The organism is Micromonospora acroterricola (assembly GCF_003172955.1).
Lineage (GTDB): Bacteria > Actinomycetota > Actinomycetes > Mycobacteriales > Micromonosporaceae > Micromonospora > Micromonospora acroterricola.
Window position 1 is genome coordinate 1 of the sequence record NZ_QGKR01000242.1, and the last position, 17,851, is coordinate 17,851.

Below are 17,851 nucleotides of genomic sequence, written 5' to 3' on the forward strand. Positions count from 1 at the left end.
TCACCACCCCGTGCCGCTCCAGCAGCACGTCGGCGAGCGCGGCGGCGCGCCGGGTCGGGTCGAGGTCCCGCTCGGGCAGCCGCGACCAGCGGCCGGCGACCGTCGGCGGGCCGCCCCGGGTGGGCAGCGCCACCCGGCCGGGCCGCCGGTAGCGCGTGCGCGGTGCGGACGGCCGGGAGCGGTGGGCCCCGCCGGCGCCGAGCACCGCGCGCAGCGGAGCGAGGGTGTCGTTGGTGAGGTGACCGGCCCAGACCAGGTCCCAGATCACCGCGGTCAGCGCGGCGTCGTCGGTCGAGCCGACCCGGTCGGCCAGCGGGCGGAAGAACAGCGCCTGCCCGTCGCCGAGCGCGTCGAGCACCGCCTCGTGCAGCGGGGTCCGGGTCAGCGCCTCGTCGGGCGGGGCGAGCAACAGCGGCGCGGTGTCCGCGTACGCCAGGGTGACCCAACCGTCGCCGCCGGAGATCGCCCCCGACCCGGCCCAGACCACCTCCCCGCTGGCGCACAGCTCGTCGAGCTGGGCGGGGGAGTAGTCGGCGACCCGGCCGGGCAGCACCAGCCGCTCCAGGGCGGACGCGGGCACCGCGGCGCCCTGCAACTGCTCCACCGTGGCGGCCAGCGCCTCCACACCCCGGGCGGACGAGCCGACCTGCTGCCAGCGGGGCAGGAACGTCGCCAGTGCCCGGGGCGGCACCGGCTCGATCTCCCGGCGCAGCGCCGCGAGCGAGCGGCGGCGCAGCAGTCGCAGCACCTCCGCGTCGCACCACTCGGCGCCGGCCGAATCCGGGGTGAACTCCCCGGAGACCACCCGGCCCGTGGCGCCGAGCCGGCGCAGCGCCTGCTCGACCACGAACACGCCGAGCCCGAAGCGGGCCGCGCAGCTCGCCGCGGCGAACGGCCCGTGGGTGCGGGCGTAGCGGGCCACCAGGTCGCCGAGCGGGTCGGCCACCGGGGCGAGGTACGCCTCGGCCACCCCGACCGGCAGCGCCACGCCGAGCGCGTCGCGCAGCCGGGCGGCGTCCTCGACGCCCACCCAGCGCTGCTCGCCCGCGATCCGGACGCGCAGCACCCGGCGGGCGGCCTCCAACTCGGTCAGCCAGGTCTCCGGCACGCCCCGCTCGATCAGCTCGGCGTCGCTCAGGTCGCCGAGCACCCGCAGCAGCTCGACCACGTCCTCGGCGTCGCGCGGGCGGCGCTGGTCGGTCAGCCAGCGCAGTTGCCGCTCGGTCTCGGCGAGCACCGTCGGGTCCAGCAGTTCGCGGAGGTCGACCCGGCCGAGCAGCTCACCGAGCAGCGTCGAGTCCAGGGCGAGCGCGGCGGCGCGCCGCTCCGCGAGCGGCGCGTCGCCCTCGTAGAGGAACGCCCCGACGTAGCCGAAGAGCAGCGACCGGGCGAACGGGGACGGGGCGCTGGTCTCCACCTCGACCAGTCGCACCTTGCGGGCGGCCAGGTCGCGCATCAGCCCGGCCAGCGCCGGCTGGTCGAAGACGTCCTGGAGGCACTCCCGGGCGGCCTCCAGCGTGACCGGGAAGTCGGCGTACTCGCGGGCCACGTCGAGCAGCTGCGCGGCGCGCTGCCGCTGCTGCCACAGCGGCTGGCGGCGGCGCGGGTCGCGGCGGGGCAGCAGCAGCGACCGGGCGGCGCACTCCCGGAAACGGGCGGCGAAGAGCGCGGACGTGCCGACCGACTCCTCCACCAGCTGGGCGATCTCGTCGGGCTCGAAGACCACCACGTCGGCGCCGGGTGGCTCCTCGGCCGTGTCCGGCAGCCGCACCACGATGCCGTCGTCGGAGGGCATCACCTGGGCGTCCACCCCGTACCGTTCGGCCAGCCGGCGGCCCACGGCGAGGGCCCACGGCCCGTTGACCCGTGCGCCGAGGACGCTGTGCACGGCCAGCCGCCAGTCGCCCAGCTCGTCGCGGAACCGCTCGACGACGATGGTGCGGTCGTCGGGCAGGGAGCGGGTGGCCTCCCGCTGCTCGCGCAGGTACGCCATGAGGTTGGCGGCGGCCCAGTCGTCCAGCCCGCCGGCGCGCAGCGCGGCCAGCGCGGCCTCGTCGCTCTGCCGTAGCAGGGTGCGCACCCGGGCGCCGATGGCCCGGCCCAGCTCGACCGGCCGGCCCAGCTGGTCGCCCTTCCAGAACGGCATCCGGGCCGCCTGCCCCGGGGCCGGCGAGACCAGCACCCGGTCGGGGGTGATCTCCTCGATGCGCCAGGAGGAGGAGCCGAGCAGGAAGACGTCGCCGACCCGCGACTCGTAGACCATCTCCTCGTCCAGCTCGCCGACGCGGGCGGCCCGCTCGGCGCCGGCCAGGAAGACCCCGAACAGACCCCGGTCGGGGATGGTGCCGCCGCTGGTCACCGCGAGCCGCTGTGCGCCGGGGCGGCCGGTGAGCACGTCGGTCGCCCGGTCCCAGACCAGCCGTGGGCGCAGCTCGGCGAAGGCGGTGGAGGGGTAGCGGCCGGAGAGCATGTCCAGGACGGCGTGCAGCGCGGAGTCGGGCAGCTCGGCGAACGGTGCGGCCCGGCGGACCAGCACCGCCAGGTCACCGACGCGCCACGGCTCCAGTGCCACCATCGCCACGATCTGCTGGGCCAGCACGTCCAGCGGGTTGCGCGGGTAGTGCAGCTCCTCGATCGCCCCGTCGGTCATCCGCTCGGCGACCACCGCGCAGGAGAGCAGGTCGCCGCGGTGCTTGGGGAAGACCACCCCGCGGGAGACCGCGCCCACCTGGTGCCCCGCCCGGCCAACCCGTTGCAGCCCGGCGGCGACGCTCGGAGGCGCCTCGATCTGCACCACCAGGTCGACCGCGCCCATGTCGATGCCCAGCTCCAGGCTGGAGGTGGCCACCACCGCCGGGAGCTGGCCGGACTTGAGCGCCTCCTCGATGTGCTTGCGCTCCTCGCGGGACACGCTGCCGTGGTGCGCACGGGCGATCACCGGCGCCGCGCCGGTGGCGGCGCCGGACTGGGCCATCACCTCGGCCGGAGGTCGGTTGCGGACCGGACCGGCCGGGCCACCCCACCGTTGCGCGCCGCCGTCACCCGCCGGGTCGCCGCCCGGCGACCACTCGTCCGGTACGTCCGCCGTCCGGCCGCCGTCCGGCGCGTCGGCCCGCGCGGCCACCTCCTCGGCGGCCAGCTCGTTGAGGCGCGCGCAGAGCCGTTCGGCGCTGCGCCGGGAGTTGGTGAAGACGATGGTCGAGCGGTGCTGGCCGATCAGCGAGAAGACGCGCTCCTCCACGGCCGGCCAGATCGAGGCGCGGCGCGGCCCCGGCCCGCCGAGGTCGTCCTCCGGTGGCTGCTCCTGCTCGTCCAGGCGGGTCATGTCCTCCACCGGCACCTGCACGCTGACCTCGATGGTCTTCGAGGTGGCCGGCTGTACGACGTCGACCGGCCGCGCCCCGCCGAGGAACCGGGCGCAGGCGTCGATCGGCCGGACGGTGGCGGAGAGGCCGATCCGCTGCGCCGGTGCGGGCAGCAGCTCGTCGAGGCGTTCCAGCGAGAGGGCCAGGTGGGCGCCGCGCTTGCTGCCGGCCACCGCGTGCACCTCGTCGACGATCACCGTCTGGACGCCGCGCAGCGAGTCCCGCGCGGCGGAGGTGAGCAGCAGGAACAGCGACTCGGGGGTGGTGATGAGGATGTCCGGTGGGGTGCGGGTGAACGCTCGCCGCTCGTCGGCCGGGGTGTCGCCGGTGCGCATGCCGACGGTGATGTCGGGCGGGGCGACGCCGAGCCGGGTCGCCGCCTGCCGGATGCCGGTCAGCGGGGCGCGCAGGTTGCGCTCCACGTCGACGGCGAGCGCCTTGAGCGGGCTGACGTAGAGCACCCGGCACCGCTGCCGGGCCTCGGCCGGAGCGGGCTCGCGGGACAGCCGGTCGAGGGACCAGAGGAAGGCCGCGAGGGTCTTGCCGGAGCCGGTGGGCGCGACCACGAGGGCGTTGTGGCCGGCGGCGACCGAGCGCCAGGCGCCGGCCTGGGCGGCCGTGGGGGCGGCGAAGGCGGCGTCGAACCAGGCACGGGTGGCCGGGCCGAAGCCGGCGAGCACCCCGGCCGCCTCTGCGTCTGCGCCGGTCACGGCTCCATCGTGCCCCGCCGGTACGACAACAACGAACAGCCGGCGACGGAATGTGTCCGAGAGGGAGAGATAAGCGCCGGATGCGTGCTTAATGCGTTAAGTCTCACTTAACTGCTTGCTTGTGAGGAGCAACATAAAGTAACTTCACTCGCAACGCGAACCGGGGTGGAGGGGTCGGATGGCCGGCGAGCAGCGGAATGTCGAGCCCGGCACCGACGTGCTGATCCGCAAGGTCGACAGCCACCTCGCCACGCTCCGTGGCGGCCTGCACGGCCCGGAGTTGGAGCTCGCCGAACGCCTCGCCCGCTGCCTGCGGGAGCTGGTCGTCTCGACCGCGCAGGCCAGCGCCGCCGACCGCGGCCAGGTCCGCGTCGCCGTCCACTACTTCGTACTGCGCCGGGAGAGCCGTGGCCGGCTGCTCTCGGTGCGGTCGCTGGCCGCCGCGGAGCGGGTGGTCGACAAGGTCGCCCGCCAGCTCGGCCGCCTCGACCTGCTGGCCGAGCTGCGCCGCGACCGTCCCGCCCCCGACGACGCCCTGCCCGTCGGGGACGCCCTGCTGCGCTGACGGCCCTCACCCCGTCTCGATCAGCGGCCACTCGCCCGCGGGCGAATTCCGGCAAAACGGCCCGACGGGCGACGAACTGGCGTCTGATCGCTGCTAGGCGCCACCGCTGCACGGGCGTCGGCCACCTCGACCGGGAGCACGGGTGCTGGTACTGCTCATCCTCCACCTCGTGGCGGCCCTCGCCGCACCGCTGCTCGTCCGGTGGTGGGGTCCGCGCGCGTGCTACCCGCTGGCGCTGGCCCCGGCCGCCGCGTTCGGCTGGGCGGTGGCGCGTACCCCGGCGGTGGGCCACGGCGGGGCGGTCGTCGAGACGTACCCGTGGATCCGGCAGCTGGGCCTCGACATCTCGCTGCGGCTCACCACGCTGTCCTGGCTGATGACGCTGCTGGTCGGCGGCGTCGGCGCGCTGGTGCTGATCTACAGCGCCAGGTACTTCACCGCCGGCTCGATCGGGCTGGCGCAGTTCGCGGCGGTCCTCGTCGCCTTCGCCGGAGCGATGCTCGTCGTGGTCCTCGCCGACGACCTGCTGCTGCTCTACGTCGGCTGGGAGCTGACCACGATCTTCTCGTACCTGCTGATCGGGCACAGCACCGAACGGCGGTCCAGCCGGTGGGCGGCGGCGCAGGCGCTGATCGTCACCACGCTGGGCGGGCTGGCCATGCTCGTCGGGTTCATCCTGCTGGGCGAGCACGCCGACACCTACCGCTGGTCCGAGATTGCCGCACAGCCGCTGCCCGGCGGCGGGTACCTGGTCACCGCCGTGCTGCTGATCCTGGCCGGCGCGCTGTCCAAGTCGGCGGTGCTGCCGTTCAGCTCCTGGCTGCCGGTCGCGATGGCGGCGCCCACCCCGGTCAGCGCGTACCTGCACGCGGCCGCCATGGTCAAGGCCGGCGTCTACCTGGTCGGGCTGCTCGCGCCGGTGCTCGCCACGGTCGGCCCGTGGCGGCCCGTGGTCCAGGTCGCCGGTGTGGCCACCATGCTCGTCGGCGGGTGGGCGGCCCTGCGGCAGACCGACCTGAAGCTGCTGCTGGCGTACGGGACCGTGAGCCAGCTCGGCCTGCTCGTGGCGGTGACCGGGTCCGGCACCCCGGACGCCGCCCTGGCCGGCGTCGCCATGCTGCTGGCGCACGCGCTGTTCAAGGCGGCGCTGTTCCTGGTCGTCGGCGTCATCGACCACGCCGCCGGCACCCGCGACCTGCGCGAGCTGTCCGGGCTGCGGCACTGGTCCCCGCCGCTGTTCGTGGTCGCTGTGCTGGCCGCGGCGTCGATGGCGGGCGTACCGCCGCTGGTCGGCTTCGTGGCCAAGGAGGCGGTCTTCGCGGCGTTCACCGACCGGCCCCTGCTCCTCGCCGGTCTGGTCGCCGGAACCGTGCTCACCGTCGCGTACAGCGCCCGCTTCGTCTGGGGGGCGTTCGCCGACCGGCCCGGCGTCGCGCCGGTCGAGCCGGGCCCCGTCGCCGCGGCGCTGCTCGTCCCACCGGCCGTGCTGGCCGGCGTCGGGCTGCTCGCCGGACCGGCCGCCAGCGTGCTGGACGACGTGCTGAGCCCGTACGCCGATCTGCTCGGCGAGGTCGACGCGCACCTGGCGCTCTGGCCCGGGCCGACCCCGGCGCTCGGCCTGTCCCTGCTGGCGCTCGCCGGCGGTGCCCTGCTCTTCGCCCTGCGCGGGCCGCTCGCCCCGGTGCTGGCCCGGCTCCGCTCGCCGGTCAGCGGCAGCCAGGGATACGAGTGGATCATCGGTCGGTTCGACCGGCTGGCGATGGACGTCACCGGGGCGACCCAGCGCGGCTCGCTGCCGCAGTACCTGGGCATCATCCTCATCGCGCTGGTGCTGCTGCCCGGCGGGGCGATGCTCGTCGTCGGCCCGTGGCGGGCCCGGATCCCACTCTGGGACACCCCGCTGCAACCGGTGGTCGTGCTGGTGATCGCGGTGGCCGCGGTGCTCGCGGTCGGCGCCCGCCGCCGGTTGACCGCGATGCTGCTGGTGGGGATGACCGGCTACGGCACGGCCATGCTGTTCGTCCTGCACGGCGCGCCGGATCTCGCGCTCACCCAGTTCCTGGTGGAGACCGCGACCATCGCGGTCTTCGTGCTGGTGCTGCGCCGCCTGCCGGACCGGTTCTCAGCCCGCCCGTTGCGCCGCAGCCGGTGGGGGCGCCGGGCGATCGGGGTGGCGGTGGGCGCGGTGGCCGCGGGGTTGGCGCTGGTCGCGGCCAACGCCCGGCGGGCGCCGGACGTCTCGGCCGCCTTCCCGGACCTGGCGGTGGCCCAGGGGTACGGCCGCAACGTCGTCAACGTGACCCTCGTCGACATCCGGGCCTGGGACACCATGGGGGAGCTGGCGGTGCTGGTGGTGGCCGCGACCGGGGTGGCCAGCCTGATCTTCGAACGGTCCCGCACCGGTCCACGGCCGCGCCGGCCGGGGGCGGCCGGCGGAGCGCCCCCACCCGACCGGCCGGTGTGGCTACGCGGCGGACCCACCCTGTACGAGGAGCGTCGCTCGATCGTGCTGGAGGTGGTGATCCGGCTGATCTTCCACACGGTCGTGCTGTTCTCCCTGTTCCTGCTCTTCTCCGGGCACAACGCGCCGGGCGGCGGTTTCGCCGGCGGTCTGGTGGCGGGCCTCGCCCTGGTGGTCCGCTACCTGGCCGGCGGCCGGTACGAGCTGACCGAGGCGGCCCCGGTCGGCGCCGGCACGATCCTCGGCGCCGGGCTGGCCGTGTCGGTGGGCACCGGCGTGGTGGCGCTGCTGACCGGTGGATCGGTGCTGGAGAGCGCCAAGCTCGACCGGGCGCTACCGCTGGTCGGCGACACCCACCTGGTCACCTCGCTCTTCTTCGACGTCGGCGTGTACCTGGTCGTGATCGGCCTGGTGCTGGACATCCTGCGCAGCCTCGGGGCCGAGGTGGACCGGCACATCGAGGCGACCGGGGGCGTCACGGGCGGGCTCGCCGTCGACAAGGGTGACCGGCCTTGAGCGCGAGGAGTGAGCCGGGTTTGCGAGCCCCGCAGTCGCGAACAGTGGTAGCGCCGTGACCGCCAGCGGCGCGGAGCCGGTGCTGGTGCTGGTGCTCGCCGTCGGGGTGCTGGTCGGCTGCGGGGTGATCCTGCTGCTGGAGCGGAGCCTGACGCGGATCCTGCTCGGCGTGATCCTGATCGGCAACGGCGTGAACCTGCTGATCCTGCTGGGCGGAAGGTCGGGTGGGGCGCCGGTCGTCGGCACCGGCCCGGTCGACCGGATGAGTGATCCGCTGCCGCAGGCCATGGTGCTGACCGCCATCGTGATCACGTTCGGGCTGACCGCGTTCCTGCTCGCCGTGGCGTACCGGAGCTGGTATCTGACCGGCGACGACGAGGTGCCCGACGACCTTGAGGACCGGCAGATCATCCGCCGGGCCGAGCGCGACGAGGTGGGCACCGCCGACATCGGCGGGGAGGGCCCGGACGACGACCCGGAGCAGGTCGATCCCGAGCCCGCCCGGCGGCGGCTGCGGCGCGGGGACGAGGCGTGATGGCCGGGGCGTCGCGGGGGCCGCGATGAGCAGGCTGCTTCCGCTGCCGGTGGTGGTGCCGCTGCTCGGTGCGGCGCTGACCCTGCTGCTGGCCGCCCGGCCCCGCATCCAACGCCTGGTCAGCGTGCTCTGCCTGGGCGGCACCCTCACCGTGGCGCTGCTGCTGCTCGTGCAGGCGTACCGGCACGGGCCGGTGGTGCTGGCGGTCGGCGGCTGGCCGGCGCCGGTCGGCATCGTCCTGGTCGCCGACCAGCTCGCCGCGCTGATGCTGGTGGTTTCCTCGGCGGTCACCCTCTGCGTGCTGCTGTACTCGATCGGCCAGGGCCGCAGCGAGACGGGCGAGACCACGCCGGTGGTTATTTTCCACCCGACGTACCTGGTGCTGAGCGCGGGCGTCAGCAACGCGTTCCTCGCCGGTGACCTGTTCAACCTCTTCGTCGGCTTCGAGATCCTGCTGGCCGCCAGCTTCGTGCTGATCACCCTGGGCGGGACCGAGACCCGGATCCGCACCGGGTCGACGTACGTGGTGGTCAGCATCCTCTCCTCGATGCTCTTTCTGGCCGGGGTGGGGTTGGTGTACGCGGCCACCGGCACGCTCAACCTGGCCCAGCTCGCCCAGCGTCTCGACGACCTGCCCGGCGGCGTCCGGCTGACCCTGGAACTGATGCTGCTGCTCGCGTTCGCGATCAAGGCGGCGGTCTTTCCGCTGTCGGCCTGGTTGCCGGACAGCTATCCCACGGCGCCGGCCCCGGTCACGGCGGTCTTCGCGGGGCTGCTGACCAAGGTCGGCGTCTACGCGATCATCCGCACGGAGACGCTGCTCTTCCCGGGCGGGCAGGCCGACGCGCTGCTCATGGTCGTCGCCGGGCTGACCATGGTGGTCGGCATCCTCGGCGCGGTGGCCCAGTCGGACATGAAGCGGCTCTTCTCGTTCACCCTGGTCAGCCACATCGGCTACATGATCTTCGGGGTGGCGTTGAGCACGGTCGCGGGACTCTCCGGCGCGATCTTCTACGTGGTGCACCACATCACCATCCAGACCACGCTGTTCCTGGTCGCCGGGCTGGTCGAGGAGCGGGCCGGCAGCACCGATTTGCGGCGCCTCGGCGGCCTGGCACGGGTGGCGCCGCTGCTCGGCGTGCTGTTCTTCGTCCCGGCCATGAACCTCGCCGGCGTCCCACCGTTCTCCGGGTTCCTCGGCAAGCTCGGCCTGCTCCAGGCCGGGGTGGAGGCCGGCGGGCCGCTGCCCTGGGTGCTGGTCGGGGCCGGCACGCTGACCAGCCTGCTCACCCTGTACGTGGCCTCCCGGGTGTGGAACATCGCCTTCTGGCGGTCGCCCCGGCTGGCCACGGCGGAGCCCGCCGTCCGGCTGCCCAGCCTGATGGTCGGGGCCACCATGGGCCTGGTCGCGTTCGGGCTCGCGTTGACCGTGCTGGCCGGTCCGCTCTTCGACGTCACCGCCGACGCGGCCGCCGATCTGCGCTCGCGCACCCCGTACGTGCGGGCCGTGCTGCCGGGCGGCGCACCGTGACCGGCCCGCGCCCAGCGGCCCCGGACGGCGACGCCGAGCGGGCGGCGCCCCGGCGTGGCCGGCTCGGGCGGTGGCGGGACCAGGCTCTGGCGCTCGGCTGGCTGGTGGTGGTCTGGAACCTGCTCTGGGGTGAGGTGAGCTGGGCGAATCTGGCCGGCGGCCTGCTGGTGGGCGGCGGGGTGCTGTTGTTCTTTCCACTGCCGGCGGTCACCTTCGCCGGTCGGCTGCGTGTCCGGGCGCTGGTGGTGTTCGCGGTCCGGTTCGGCGTCGAACTGGTCAGCGCGAGCCTGCACGTGGCCCGGATCGCCGTTCAGCCCGGCTACCGGCCGCGCGGGGCGATCATCGGGGTCCGGCTGCGGGTACGCACCGACCTCAACCTGGCGCTCACCGCCGAGGCGGTCTCCCTGGTGCCCGGGACGCTGATCCTCGAGGTGGACCGGGATTCCGGGACGCTCTACCTGCACGTGCTGGACACCCACGGGTCGGCTCAGCTCTCCATCGTCCGGGAGCGCACCCTCGCCGTCGAGCGGCGGGTCGTCCGGGCGGTGGGCTCGGACGCCGAACTGCGCCTCGTCGAGACCGATCCTGTCGAGAAGGGAACCCTTCCGTGATCACATTCCTGGCCGTCGTCCTCACCGCCCTGCTCTCGGTGACGGCGCTGCTCGCGCTGACCCGGCTCTACCGCGGCCCGTCGCTGCTGGACCGGGTGATCGCCGCGGACATGCTGCTCGCCACCATGGTCGGCGCGGTGGGGGCCGAGGCGGCGATCAACCGGCACGCCACGACGCTGCCGGTGCTGGTGGTCCTCTCGCTACTCGGCTTCGTCGGCTCGGTGTCGCTGGTCCGCTTCGCCGTCCGGGAGCAGGTGTGATCGCGACGATCGCCGACTGGGTCGGCGCCGCGTGCCTCGTCGCCGGCGCGCTGCTCGGCCTGGCCGCCGCGATCGGCGTCCTGCGCTTTCCCGACCCGTTGTCCCGGATGCACGCGGCCACCAAGCCGCAGGTGCTCGGGGTGCTCCTGCTGCTGCTCGGCATCGCGCTGCGGCTGCGGTCGCGGACGGACCTCGGCATGATCCTGCTGGTGGCGGTCTTCCAGTTGGCCACCGCGCCGGTCGCCGCGCAGATGATCGGCCGGGCCGCGTACCGGTCCGGCCGGCTGGACCGGGACCTGCTCGACGCCGACGAGTTGGCCGATCGCGGGCCGGCGGGGTCCACGTGACGTCCCGACGCGCTCGGGAACCGGACGAACGGCACCTTCGGCCCACCCCCAGCGGAGTCCCAGCCAGCGTCGATAAAATAGCGGGATGATCGACTCTTCTGCCCAGGAGGGCAGCAGTAGCAGGCCGGGTCGTGCCCGGCATATTCCCGTCCCGACGACCCCGGGAGCCCTGAGCGACCCGTGTTGATCGTCGTTGGTCTCCTTCTGATCATCGTGCTCACCGCCGCCACCGGTTACTTCGTGGCGCAGGAGTTCGGCTATGTCGCCGTGGACCGGGGCAAGCTCCGCCAGCTCGCCGATGACGGCGACGCGGCCGCCGCCCGGGCCCTGACCGTCACCAGCCGGCTCTCCTTCGTGCTGTCCGGCGCACAGCTCGGCATCACCGTCACCGCGCTGCTGGTCGGGTACGTCGCCGAGCCGTACCTCGGCGGCGGCCTCGCCGACCTGCTGGGCGTGGCCGGTGTCAGCGAGGCGGTCAGTTTGCCGCTGTCGGTGGCACTGGCGCTGGTCATCGCCACCGTGGTCCAGATGGTCCTCGGTGAGCTGGCCCCGAAGAACCTGGCCATCGCGCGGGCCGAGTCGCTGGCCCGGGGGCTGAGCCGGTCCACCCTGATCTACCTCACGGTCGCCGGACCGGTGATCCGGCTCTTCGACCGGGCGTCGGTGCGGCTGCTCCGCCGGATCGGCATCGAGCCGATCGAGGAGCTGCCCAGCGGCGCCACCCCGGCCGACCTGGAACAGATCATCGCCGAGTCCCGCGAGGAGGGCAGCCTGGACGCGGAGATGTCCACGCTGCTCGACCGGGGGCTGGATTTCCGCGAGCTGACCGCCGGCGAGGCCATGGTGCCCCGCGTCGACGTGCACACCGTACGGGCGCACGAGCCGGTGAGCCGGGTGGTCGAGCTGCTGGACACCGGCCACTCCCGGTTCCCGGTGCGCGGCGCGGAGGGCGTCGACGACCTGATCGGCGTCGTGGGCATCGCCGACGTGCTCGGCGTACCGCCGGGGGAGCGGGCGACCACCCCGGTGAGCGCGGTGGCCGGGCCACCGCTGCTGGTGCCGGAGACGTTGCCGTTGCCCACGGTGCTCGACCGCCTGCGGTCCGGGCACCGGCAGATGGCCTGCGTGGTGGACGAGTACGGCGGCTTCGCCGGCGTGATCACCCTGGAGGACATCGCCGAGGAACTGGTCGGCCCGATCCGGGACGAGGACGACCCGCCGGAGCGGGCGCCCGCGCGGCAGGACGACGGGTCCTGGGTGGTGCCGGCCCGCTGGCGGATCGACGAGGTCGCCGACAGCACCGGAATCGCGCTGCCCGAGGCGCCGGAGTACGACACCCTCTCCGGGCTGGTCATGCGGGAGCTGGGTCGGGTGCCGGAGGTCGGCGACCGGCTGGAGATCAGTCTGCTGCCGGAGGGCGCCGACGCCGAGGACGGCGAGGCGGAACCCCGGGCGTTGGTGGAGGTGCTGGCCGTGGACCGGCACGTGGCCGACTCGGTGCGGTTGCAGCTGACCGATCCGGGCGAGCGGCGGGTGCCCGCATGAGCCCGGGGATAGCGCTGTTCAGCTCGGGGATCCTGTTGGCGCTGAACGGGTTCTTCGTGGCCGCCGAGTTCGCCCTGGTGGCGAGCAAGCGGTACCGCCTGGAACAGGCCGCGGCCAACGGCGGCCGGGCGGCACGGGCCGCGCTCGACGGTGTCCGCGAGCTGTCGCTGATGCTGGCCGGCGCGCAGCTCGGCATCACGCTGTGCACGCTGGGGCTCGGCGCGCTGGCCGAGCCGGCGATCGAGCACCTGCTCAGCCCGCTGCTGCACGCGGTGGGGCTGCCGGACGCGGCCAGCCACCTGGTCGCGCTGGTCTTCGCCCTCGGGCTGGTCACCTTCCTGCACCTGGTGGTGGGGGAGATGGCGCCGAAGTCCTGGGCGATCACCGACGCGGAGCGCTCGGCGACGCTGCTCGCGCTGCCGTTCCGCGCCTTCGCGCGGGTGGCCCGGCCGGTGCTGTCCGCGCTCAACGCGTTGGCCAACGCGATCCTGCGGCTGGTCGGTGTGAACCAGCAGGACCAGCTCGCCCAGGTGCACGGCCCGGACGAGCTGCGGATCCTGCTGGAGCAGTCCCGCGAGCACGGGCTCCTCGGCGCCGAGCAGCACCAACTGCTCACCAGCATGCTGGAGTTGCAGGGCACGTCGGTGGCGCAGGTGATGGAGCCGTTCTCCACCATGGTGACCGTTCGCCGGGACGACCCGGCGGAGCGGGTCGAGCAGGTCAGCCGGGACAGCGGCCGGTCCCGGCTGGCGGTGCTGGACGCGGCGGGCGACGTCTGCGGTCTCGTGCACGTGCGGGAGGCGGTGCGGGTGGTCACCACCGGTCGGGTCGCCACGGCGGGTGACCTGATGACGTCCGCGTTCACGCTGCCCGCGACGTCCTCGGTCACCGAGGCGGTGGCCGCGATGCGGGCCCGGCAGTCCCAGCTCGCGCTGGTCCGCAACGGCGGCGGCCCGGCCCGGCCGATCGGCTTCGTCGCGCTGGAGGACCTGCTGGAGGAGGTCATCGGCGAGTTCGACGACGAGACCGACACCGTGCCCCGCGGCCGGCGCCTGCGATGAAGTCGCAGGGGTGGTCGCTCTTCGCAAAAGTCGAGGTGGCCACGCGCGGGGTCCGCGGGATCTGAGGTGGCCTCGCGGACGTCCGGGTCGTCGGGCGCCGGGTCACTGCGGCGTGCGTGAGGTGCCCTCGACGGGGTAGGCGCGGCTGGTACGGGCCAGCGGGGGCCCGTCCCGGAAGGGGGCGCGCGGTGCGGCTGACGGGGGTGTCCCGGGAGTCCGGCTGGACCGGGCTGTCGGTGCGGACCACGCTTCCCAACCCGAGCACCCACCCGGGCCTGCGCCTGCCGGGGCGGGTGACGCTGGCGGCCGGGCCGGAGGACGTCCTGGTGCGGCACATCCGGCTCGGCCTGGTGACCACGGTCGAGCCGGATGACCCGGCCGCCGCCCGGCGCCTGGTGCAGTTCCTCCAGCTGCCGATCGCCGGCCGGTTCGTCGTACCGGCGAGGCGGCGGCGGGCGGTCGACTTCGCGCTGCCGCTGCCGTGGGAGACCCCGGTGACCATCTTCGGCGGGGTGCCGCTGCTGAGCCTGCGGATGGGGTTGCGGACCGAGGTCTCCGTCGACCCGGAGCTGGACCAGGGGCCGATGGTGCCCGTCTTCGTGCACCCGATCCCCACCCAGCAGCACGTGCTGGCGGCGCTGGAGACGTTGGGTTTCACGATCCGTCAGGCCGGGTTGCAGGAGGGCGGGCTGCCCGGGGTGGAGTTCACCCTGCCGCTGCACCAGCGGTGGGGCTACTGGGTGGGGCCGCTCTACGCCGGCCCGATCGTCGAGATGGAGGTCATCTTCGTGACCGACTCGGCGGGCCTCGAGGCGATTCTCTGGATGGACCGCCGGCTGGCGCTGGCCGGGATCACCCACCAGAGCATCAGCCGGTTCCGGATCTGGCACAAGGACGCGGACCGGCGGGACTGGGTCGCGACCGTGGACGCCTGGCTACGCGACGCGATCAACCGGCACGCGGCGGCGGCGGCACACGCCGACTGGTCCGCCCGGATCAACCATTCCGCCCACGTCAGCCGTCACCCCGACGAGCCGGTCCGACCCGGCTTCGGCCTGGGCGGCACCGCGGGCGGCGCCGGCGTCGGTGGTGGCGGTTCCGGCGGCGACGGCACCTGACCGGGCGGGGTCAGCCGGCGCTGGCGGTGGCGAGCTTGAGGCTGAAGGCGAGGAAGAGCGCGGCGACGGCGGTGGTGCCGCTGGCCGCGAGCCGGCGGCGCTGGCGGAACTGCGTGGCCAGGAAGGTGCCCGCGAAGATCAACGCGGTCAGGTAGATCGCGCTGGTCACCTGGGCGATCAGCCCGAGCAGCAGGAACGACAGCGCGGGCCACGCATAGCCGGGGTCGACGAACTGGATGAAGAACGAGATGAAGAACAGGATCGCCTTCGGGTTCAGCAGGCTGATCACCAGCGCCTTGCGGAACGGGCTGCGCATCGCCGCCGGCTCCGCGGCGTCGATGAGCCGCGGCGTGGTCGGGTCGTTGCGGTCGCGCCAGCGCCGCCAGGCGCCACGCAGCATGGTCAACCCGACATAACCGAGGTACGCGGCCCCGGCGTACTTGATCACCAGGAACAACGGCGGGTACGCCTTGAGCAGCGACGCCACCCCGGCGGCGGAGAGGAACATCAGCACCCCGTCGCCGACGAACACCCCGCCCGCCGCCCGGTAACCGGCCGCCACGCCGCGCTTGGCGGCGGTGGAGAGCACGAAGAGCGAGTTCGGCCCGGGCAGCAGGATGATGGCCACGGTGCCCAGCACGTACGTCCAGATGTCGGTGATCCCCAGCACGCCCGCCATCATCACGCCGCCGGTGCCGTGCGGTGAAGCCTTTCCCGCAGCCTGACCTGTGCGTTCGGCCACTCGTCGACGGTCATCGCGTACTGCACGGTGTCCCGCCAGGACCCGTCCGGGCGCAGCCGGTGCATCCGCAGCACGCCCTCCCGGGTGGCGCCGAGCCGCTCGATGGCCGCCTGGGAGCGTTCGTTGCCGATGTCGGTGTGCCATGCCACCCGCACCGCGCCCAGCTCGTCGAAGGCACGGCCGAGCAGCAGCAGCTTGGCCTCGGTGTTGATCCCCGTACGCCACCACGGCCGGCCGAGGAACGTGTGCCCGATCGCCACCGACCGCCGCTCCGGGTCGATCTCGTAGTAGGACGTGGTGCCGACCACCGCCCCGGTCGTCGCGCAGCGCTGCACCCAGGGCACCCGCTCACCGCGGTGCTGGGCCTCGATCGCGGCGGCGACGACCCGGGCGGTCCCGGCCGGCTCGGTCGGCATCGCGACGCTGAGGTGCCGCCAGACCTCCGCGTCGGCGGTGGCGGTGTGCAGCTCGTCGGCGTGTGCCAGGTCCAGCGGCTCCAGCCGGACGTGCTCGCCGACCATGGCAGCCGGTTCGTGCCAGGGTGTGCGGGCCGTCCGCAGGTACGACGGCAGCGGCGCGGCGACCCCGGCGGCCGGCTCGGGGAGCCCGGCGGTGAGCCGCAGCGGCAGCACGCCGGCCCAGTGCGGCAGGTGCAGGTCGGCCTCGTCCTCGCGGACCCCGCCGCTGCGGGCCCGGACCGAGACCTCGCGCAGGGGCAGCGCCAGCACGGCGGTCTCGGCGAGCTCCCGGCGGTTGGGCGGGCGGCTGTCCGCGCCGCGTCCCGCGCCGACCTTCTCCACCAGCGCGGTGAGCATGGCGCTCTTCTCGCGCTCGTCGGTGACCAGCCGGGCGGTGCCCAGCGCGACCACCGAGCGGTAGTTGGCGCTGTGGTGGAACTGGGAGCGGGCGTAGACGAGCCCGTCGAGCAGGGTCACCGTGACGCAGACGGGCAGCCCGTCGCCCCGCGCGGCGAGCAGTGGCCGGCTGCCGGTGGAGCCGTGCAGGTAGAGCGTGTCGCCGATGCGTACGTGCAGGGTGGGGAGCACGCGGGGCTCACCGTCGACGGTGAACCCGAGCGCGCAGTGGTACGCCTCGTCGAGCACGGCGTGCGCGGCGGCCCGGTCGTAGCTCATCGTGTCCCGGGATCGGCTGGCGGTGGTCCGGGCGGTGGGTGGATACATGTCGCCCCCGTTGTTCTAGTACAATCTCCTGTTTGTGTCAGCACGCTATCAGTTCGTCGGGGCGACGGCCGTCGCGATTTCGGCCAGCATCGAGTCGGGCATCCGTACCGGGGGTCTGCCGCCCGGCGCGACCCTGCCGCCGGTCCGGGCGCTCGCCGCCGAGCTGGGCGTCAGCCCGGCCACCGTCTCCCGCGCCTACCAGGAGCTGCGCCAGCGCGGCCTGCTCGCCACCGCCGGACGGCACGGCACCCGGGTCCGCCCCCGCCCGCCGGTGGCCGCCCGCCGCTCCGCGCTGCTCCCGGCGCCGTTGCCGGGCGCCCGTGACCTGTCCCGTGGCGAGCCCGACCCCCGGCTGCTGCCCGCGCTCGGCCCGCACCTGGCGGCGCTCGCCGCCGAAGCCGGCCCACCGGTCGGTTACTCCGACGCCGGTGTGCTGCCCGAGCTGGCCGCCGCGGCCCGCGCCCGGCTGAGCGCCGACGGTGTGCCGGCCGGGGAGCTCACCCTCACCGGCGGCGCGCTGGACGGCATCGAACGGCTGCTCGGCGCCCACCTGCGCCCCGGCGACGCGGTGGCGGTGGAGGACCCGGGCTGGGCCAACCTGCTCGACCTGGTCGCCGCGCTGGGGCTGCGCCCGATCGGCGTACCGCTGGACGACGAGGGGCCCCTCGTGCCGGGGGTGGCCGCCGCGCTGGCCGCCGGCGCGCGGGCGCTGGTGGTCACCAGCCGGGCGCAGAACCCGACCGGCGCGGCCGTCTCCGCCGCCCGGGCAGGGGAGCTGCGGTCGCTGCTCGCCGGCCGGCGGGACCTGCTGCTGATCGAGGACGACCACGCCGCGGAGCTGGCCCGCGTACCGCTGCACCCGCTCGCCGGGGCGACGGCGAGCTGGGCCTTCGTCCGGTCGGTGAGCAAACCCTTCGGCCCGGACCTGCGGCTGGCCGTGCTGGCCGGCGACGAGACCACCGTGGCCCGGGTGGCCGGCAGGACGCGGGTCGGGGCCGGCTGGGTCTCCTCGGTGCTGCAACGGCTGGTGCTCGCGCTCTGGGCGGACCCGGCGGTGGCCGAGCTGGTGGGGCGGGCGGCGGAGAGCTACGAGCGGCGGCGCGAGGGGCTGCTCGCCGCGCTGGCCGAGCAGGGCATGACCGCGCACGGCAGCAGCGGCATCAACGTCTGGCTTCCGGTGCCGGACGAGACCAGCGCGGTCACCGCGCTGCGCGACGCCGGCTGGTCGGTGGCTCCCGGAGCGCTCTACCGGATCGCCGCCCCACCCGCCCTCCGCATCACCGTCAGCTCTCTGGCCCTTGAG

General features: G+C 74.5%; 14 protein-coding genes. 11 read left to right on the top strand and 3 right to left on the bottom strand.

The features are described 5' to 3' along the window. A partial coding sequence (locus DKT68_RS21580; protein WP_109819220.1) for a DEAD/DEAH box helicase occupies nucleotides 1-4,075 on the bottom strand: 4,075 nt, incomplete at its 3' end. A gap of 178 nt (nucleotides 4,076-4,253) precedes the next feature. Here DKT68_RS21580 and DKT68_RS21585 point away from each other — a divergent pair. The 10 genes from DKT68_RS21585 to DKT68_RS21630 all read left to right on the top strand — a co-directional run bounded on the left by DKT68_RS21585 (nucleotide 4,254) and on the right by DKT68_RS21630 (nucleotide 14,625). Next, a complete protein-coding gene (locus tag DKT68_RS21585; protein WP_109819221.1) occupies nucleotides 4,254-4,640 on the top strand; it encodes a hypothetical protein in 387 nt (128 codons plus the stop codon). A 142-nt stretch (nucleotides 4,641-4,782) separates the two neighbouring features. After that, on the top strand, nucleotides 4,783-7,617 hold the full coding sequence (locus DKT68_RS21590) for a Na+/H+ antiporter subunit A (protein WP_109819222.1): 2,835 nt from the start codon (nucleotides 4,783-4,785) through the stop codon (nucleotides 7,615-7,617). A gap of 55 nt (nucleotides 7,618-7,672) precedes the next feature. Beyond that, entirely contained in the window at nucleotides 7,673-8,152 is a 480-nt protein-coding gene (locus tag DKT68_RS21595) for a Na(+)/H(+) antiporter subunit C (RefSeq protein WP_109819223.1), read from the top strand. Between the two features lie 25 nt (nucleotides 8,153-8,177). After that, nucleotides 8,178-9,683, top strand: a complete 1,506-nt coding sequence (locus DKT68_RS21600) for a Na+/H+ antiporter subunit D (RefSeq protein WP_109819224.1) — start codon at nucleotides 8,178-8,180, stop codon at nucleotides 9,681-9,683. After that, nucleotides 9,680-10,294: a Na+/H+ antiporter subunit E gene (locus tag DKT68_RS21605; protein WP_109819225.1), complete on the top strand. Its 615-nt coding sequence runs from the start codon at nucleotides 9,680-9,682 to the stop codon at nucleotides 10,292-10,294. Before DKT68_RS21600 ends, DKT68_RS21605 begins: the two co-directional genes overlap by 4 nt. Then, on the top strand, nucleotides 10,291-10,554 hold the full coding sequence (locus tag DKT68_RS21610) for a monovalent cation/H+ antiporter complex subunit F (RefSeq protein ID WP_109819226.1): 264 nt from the start codon (nucleotides 10,291-10,293) through the stop codon (nucleotides 10,552-10,554). Before DKT68_RS21605 ends, DKT68_RS21610 begins: the two co-directional genes overlap by 4 nt. Further along, the gene (mnhG, locus tag DKT68_RS21615) at nucleotides 10,554-10,901 is read left to right on the top strand and encodes a monovalent cation/H(+) antiporter subunit G (protein ID WP_109819233.1); all 348 of its coding nucleotides are present in this window, start codon (nucleotides 10,554-10,556) and stop codon (nucleotides 10,899-10,901) included. The genes DKT68_RS21610 and mnhG overlap by 1 nt, the downstream gene beginning before the upstream one ends. Nucleotides 10,902-11,081: 180 nt before the next feature. Continuing rightward, the gene (locus tag DKT68_RS21620) at nucleotides 11,082-12,446 is read left to right on the top strand and encodes a hemolysin family protein (protein WP_109819227.1); all 1,365 of its coding nucleotides are present in this window, start codon (nucleotides 11,082-11,084) and stop codon (nucleotides 12,444-12,446) included. Beyond that, nucleotides 12,443-13,507, top strand: a complete 1,065-nt coding sequence (locus tag DKT68_RS21625) for a hemolysin family protein (protein ID WP_109819228.1) — start codon at nucleotides 12,443-12,445, stop codon at nucleotides 13,505-13,507. Before DKT68_RS21620 ends, DKT68_RS21625 begins: the two co-directional genes overlap by 4 nt. 188 nt (nucleotides 13,508-13,695) lie before the next feature. Then, nucleotides 13,696-14,625, top strand: coding sequence for a sporulation protein (locus tag DKT68_RS21630; RefSeq protein ID WP_109819229.1), 930 nt, complete (start codon nucleotides 13,696-13,698; stop codon nucleotides 14,623-14,625). A 10-nt stretch (nucleotides 14,626-14,635) separates the two neighbouring features. On the opposite strand, the gene leuE is transcribed toward DKT68_RS21630, so the two are convergent. Together leuE and DKT68_RS21640 are read right to left on the bottom strand one after the other, a co-directional pair. Continuing rightward, nucleotides 14,636-15,307 carry a leucine efflux protein LeuE gene (leuE, locus tag DKT68_RS21635; RefSeq protein WP_109819230.1) on the bottom strand — a complete coding sequence of 224 codons (672 nt, stop codon included), beginning with the start codon at nucleotides 15,305-15,307 and terminating at the stop codon, nucleotides 14,636-14,638. Further along, nucleotides 15,307-16,548 (bottom strand): bifunctional pyridoxamine 5'-phosphate oxidase family protein/GNAT family N-acetyltransferase, encoded by a 1,242-nt coding sequence (locus tag DKT68_RS21640; RefSeq protein ID WP_109819231.1) that lies wholly within the window; start codon nucleotides 16,546-16,548, stop codon nucleotides 15,307-15,309. The genes leuE and DKT68_RS21640 overlap by 1 nt, the downstream gene beginning before the upstream one ends. 34 nt (nucleotides 16,549-16,582) lie before the next feature. Here DKT68_RS21640 and DKT68_RS21645 point away from each other — a divergent pair. After that, nucleotides 16,583-17,851: aminotransferase class I/II-fold pyridoxal phosphate-dependent enzyme (locus DKT68_RS21645; RefSeq protein WP_109819232.1), on the top strand; the 1,269-nt coding region annotated here is incomplete at its 3' end.

Bases quoted from the DNA above. Each gene is read 5' to 3' on its own strand.
- DKT68_RS21585 (WP_109819221.1), top strand. From the start codon at position 4,254: ATGGCCGGCGAGCAGCGGAATGTCGAGCCCGGCACCGACGTGCTGATC.
- DKT68_RS21600 (WP_109819224.1), top strand. From the start codon at position 8,178: ATGAGCAGGCTGCTTCCGCTGCCGGTGGTGGTGCCGCTGCTCGGTGCG.
- DKT68_RS21625 (WP_109819228.1), top strand. From the start codon at position 12,443: ATGAGCCCGGGGATAGCGCTGTTCAGCTCGGGGATCCTGTTGGCGCTG.
- leuE (WP_109819230.1), bottom strand. From the start codon at position 15,307: ATGATGGCGGGCGTGCTGGGGATCACCGACATCTGGACGTACGTGCTG.
- DKT68_RS21640 (WP_109819231.1), bottom strand. From the start codon at position 16,548: ATGTATCCACCCACCGCCCGGACCACCGCCAGCCGATCCCGGGACACG.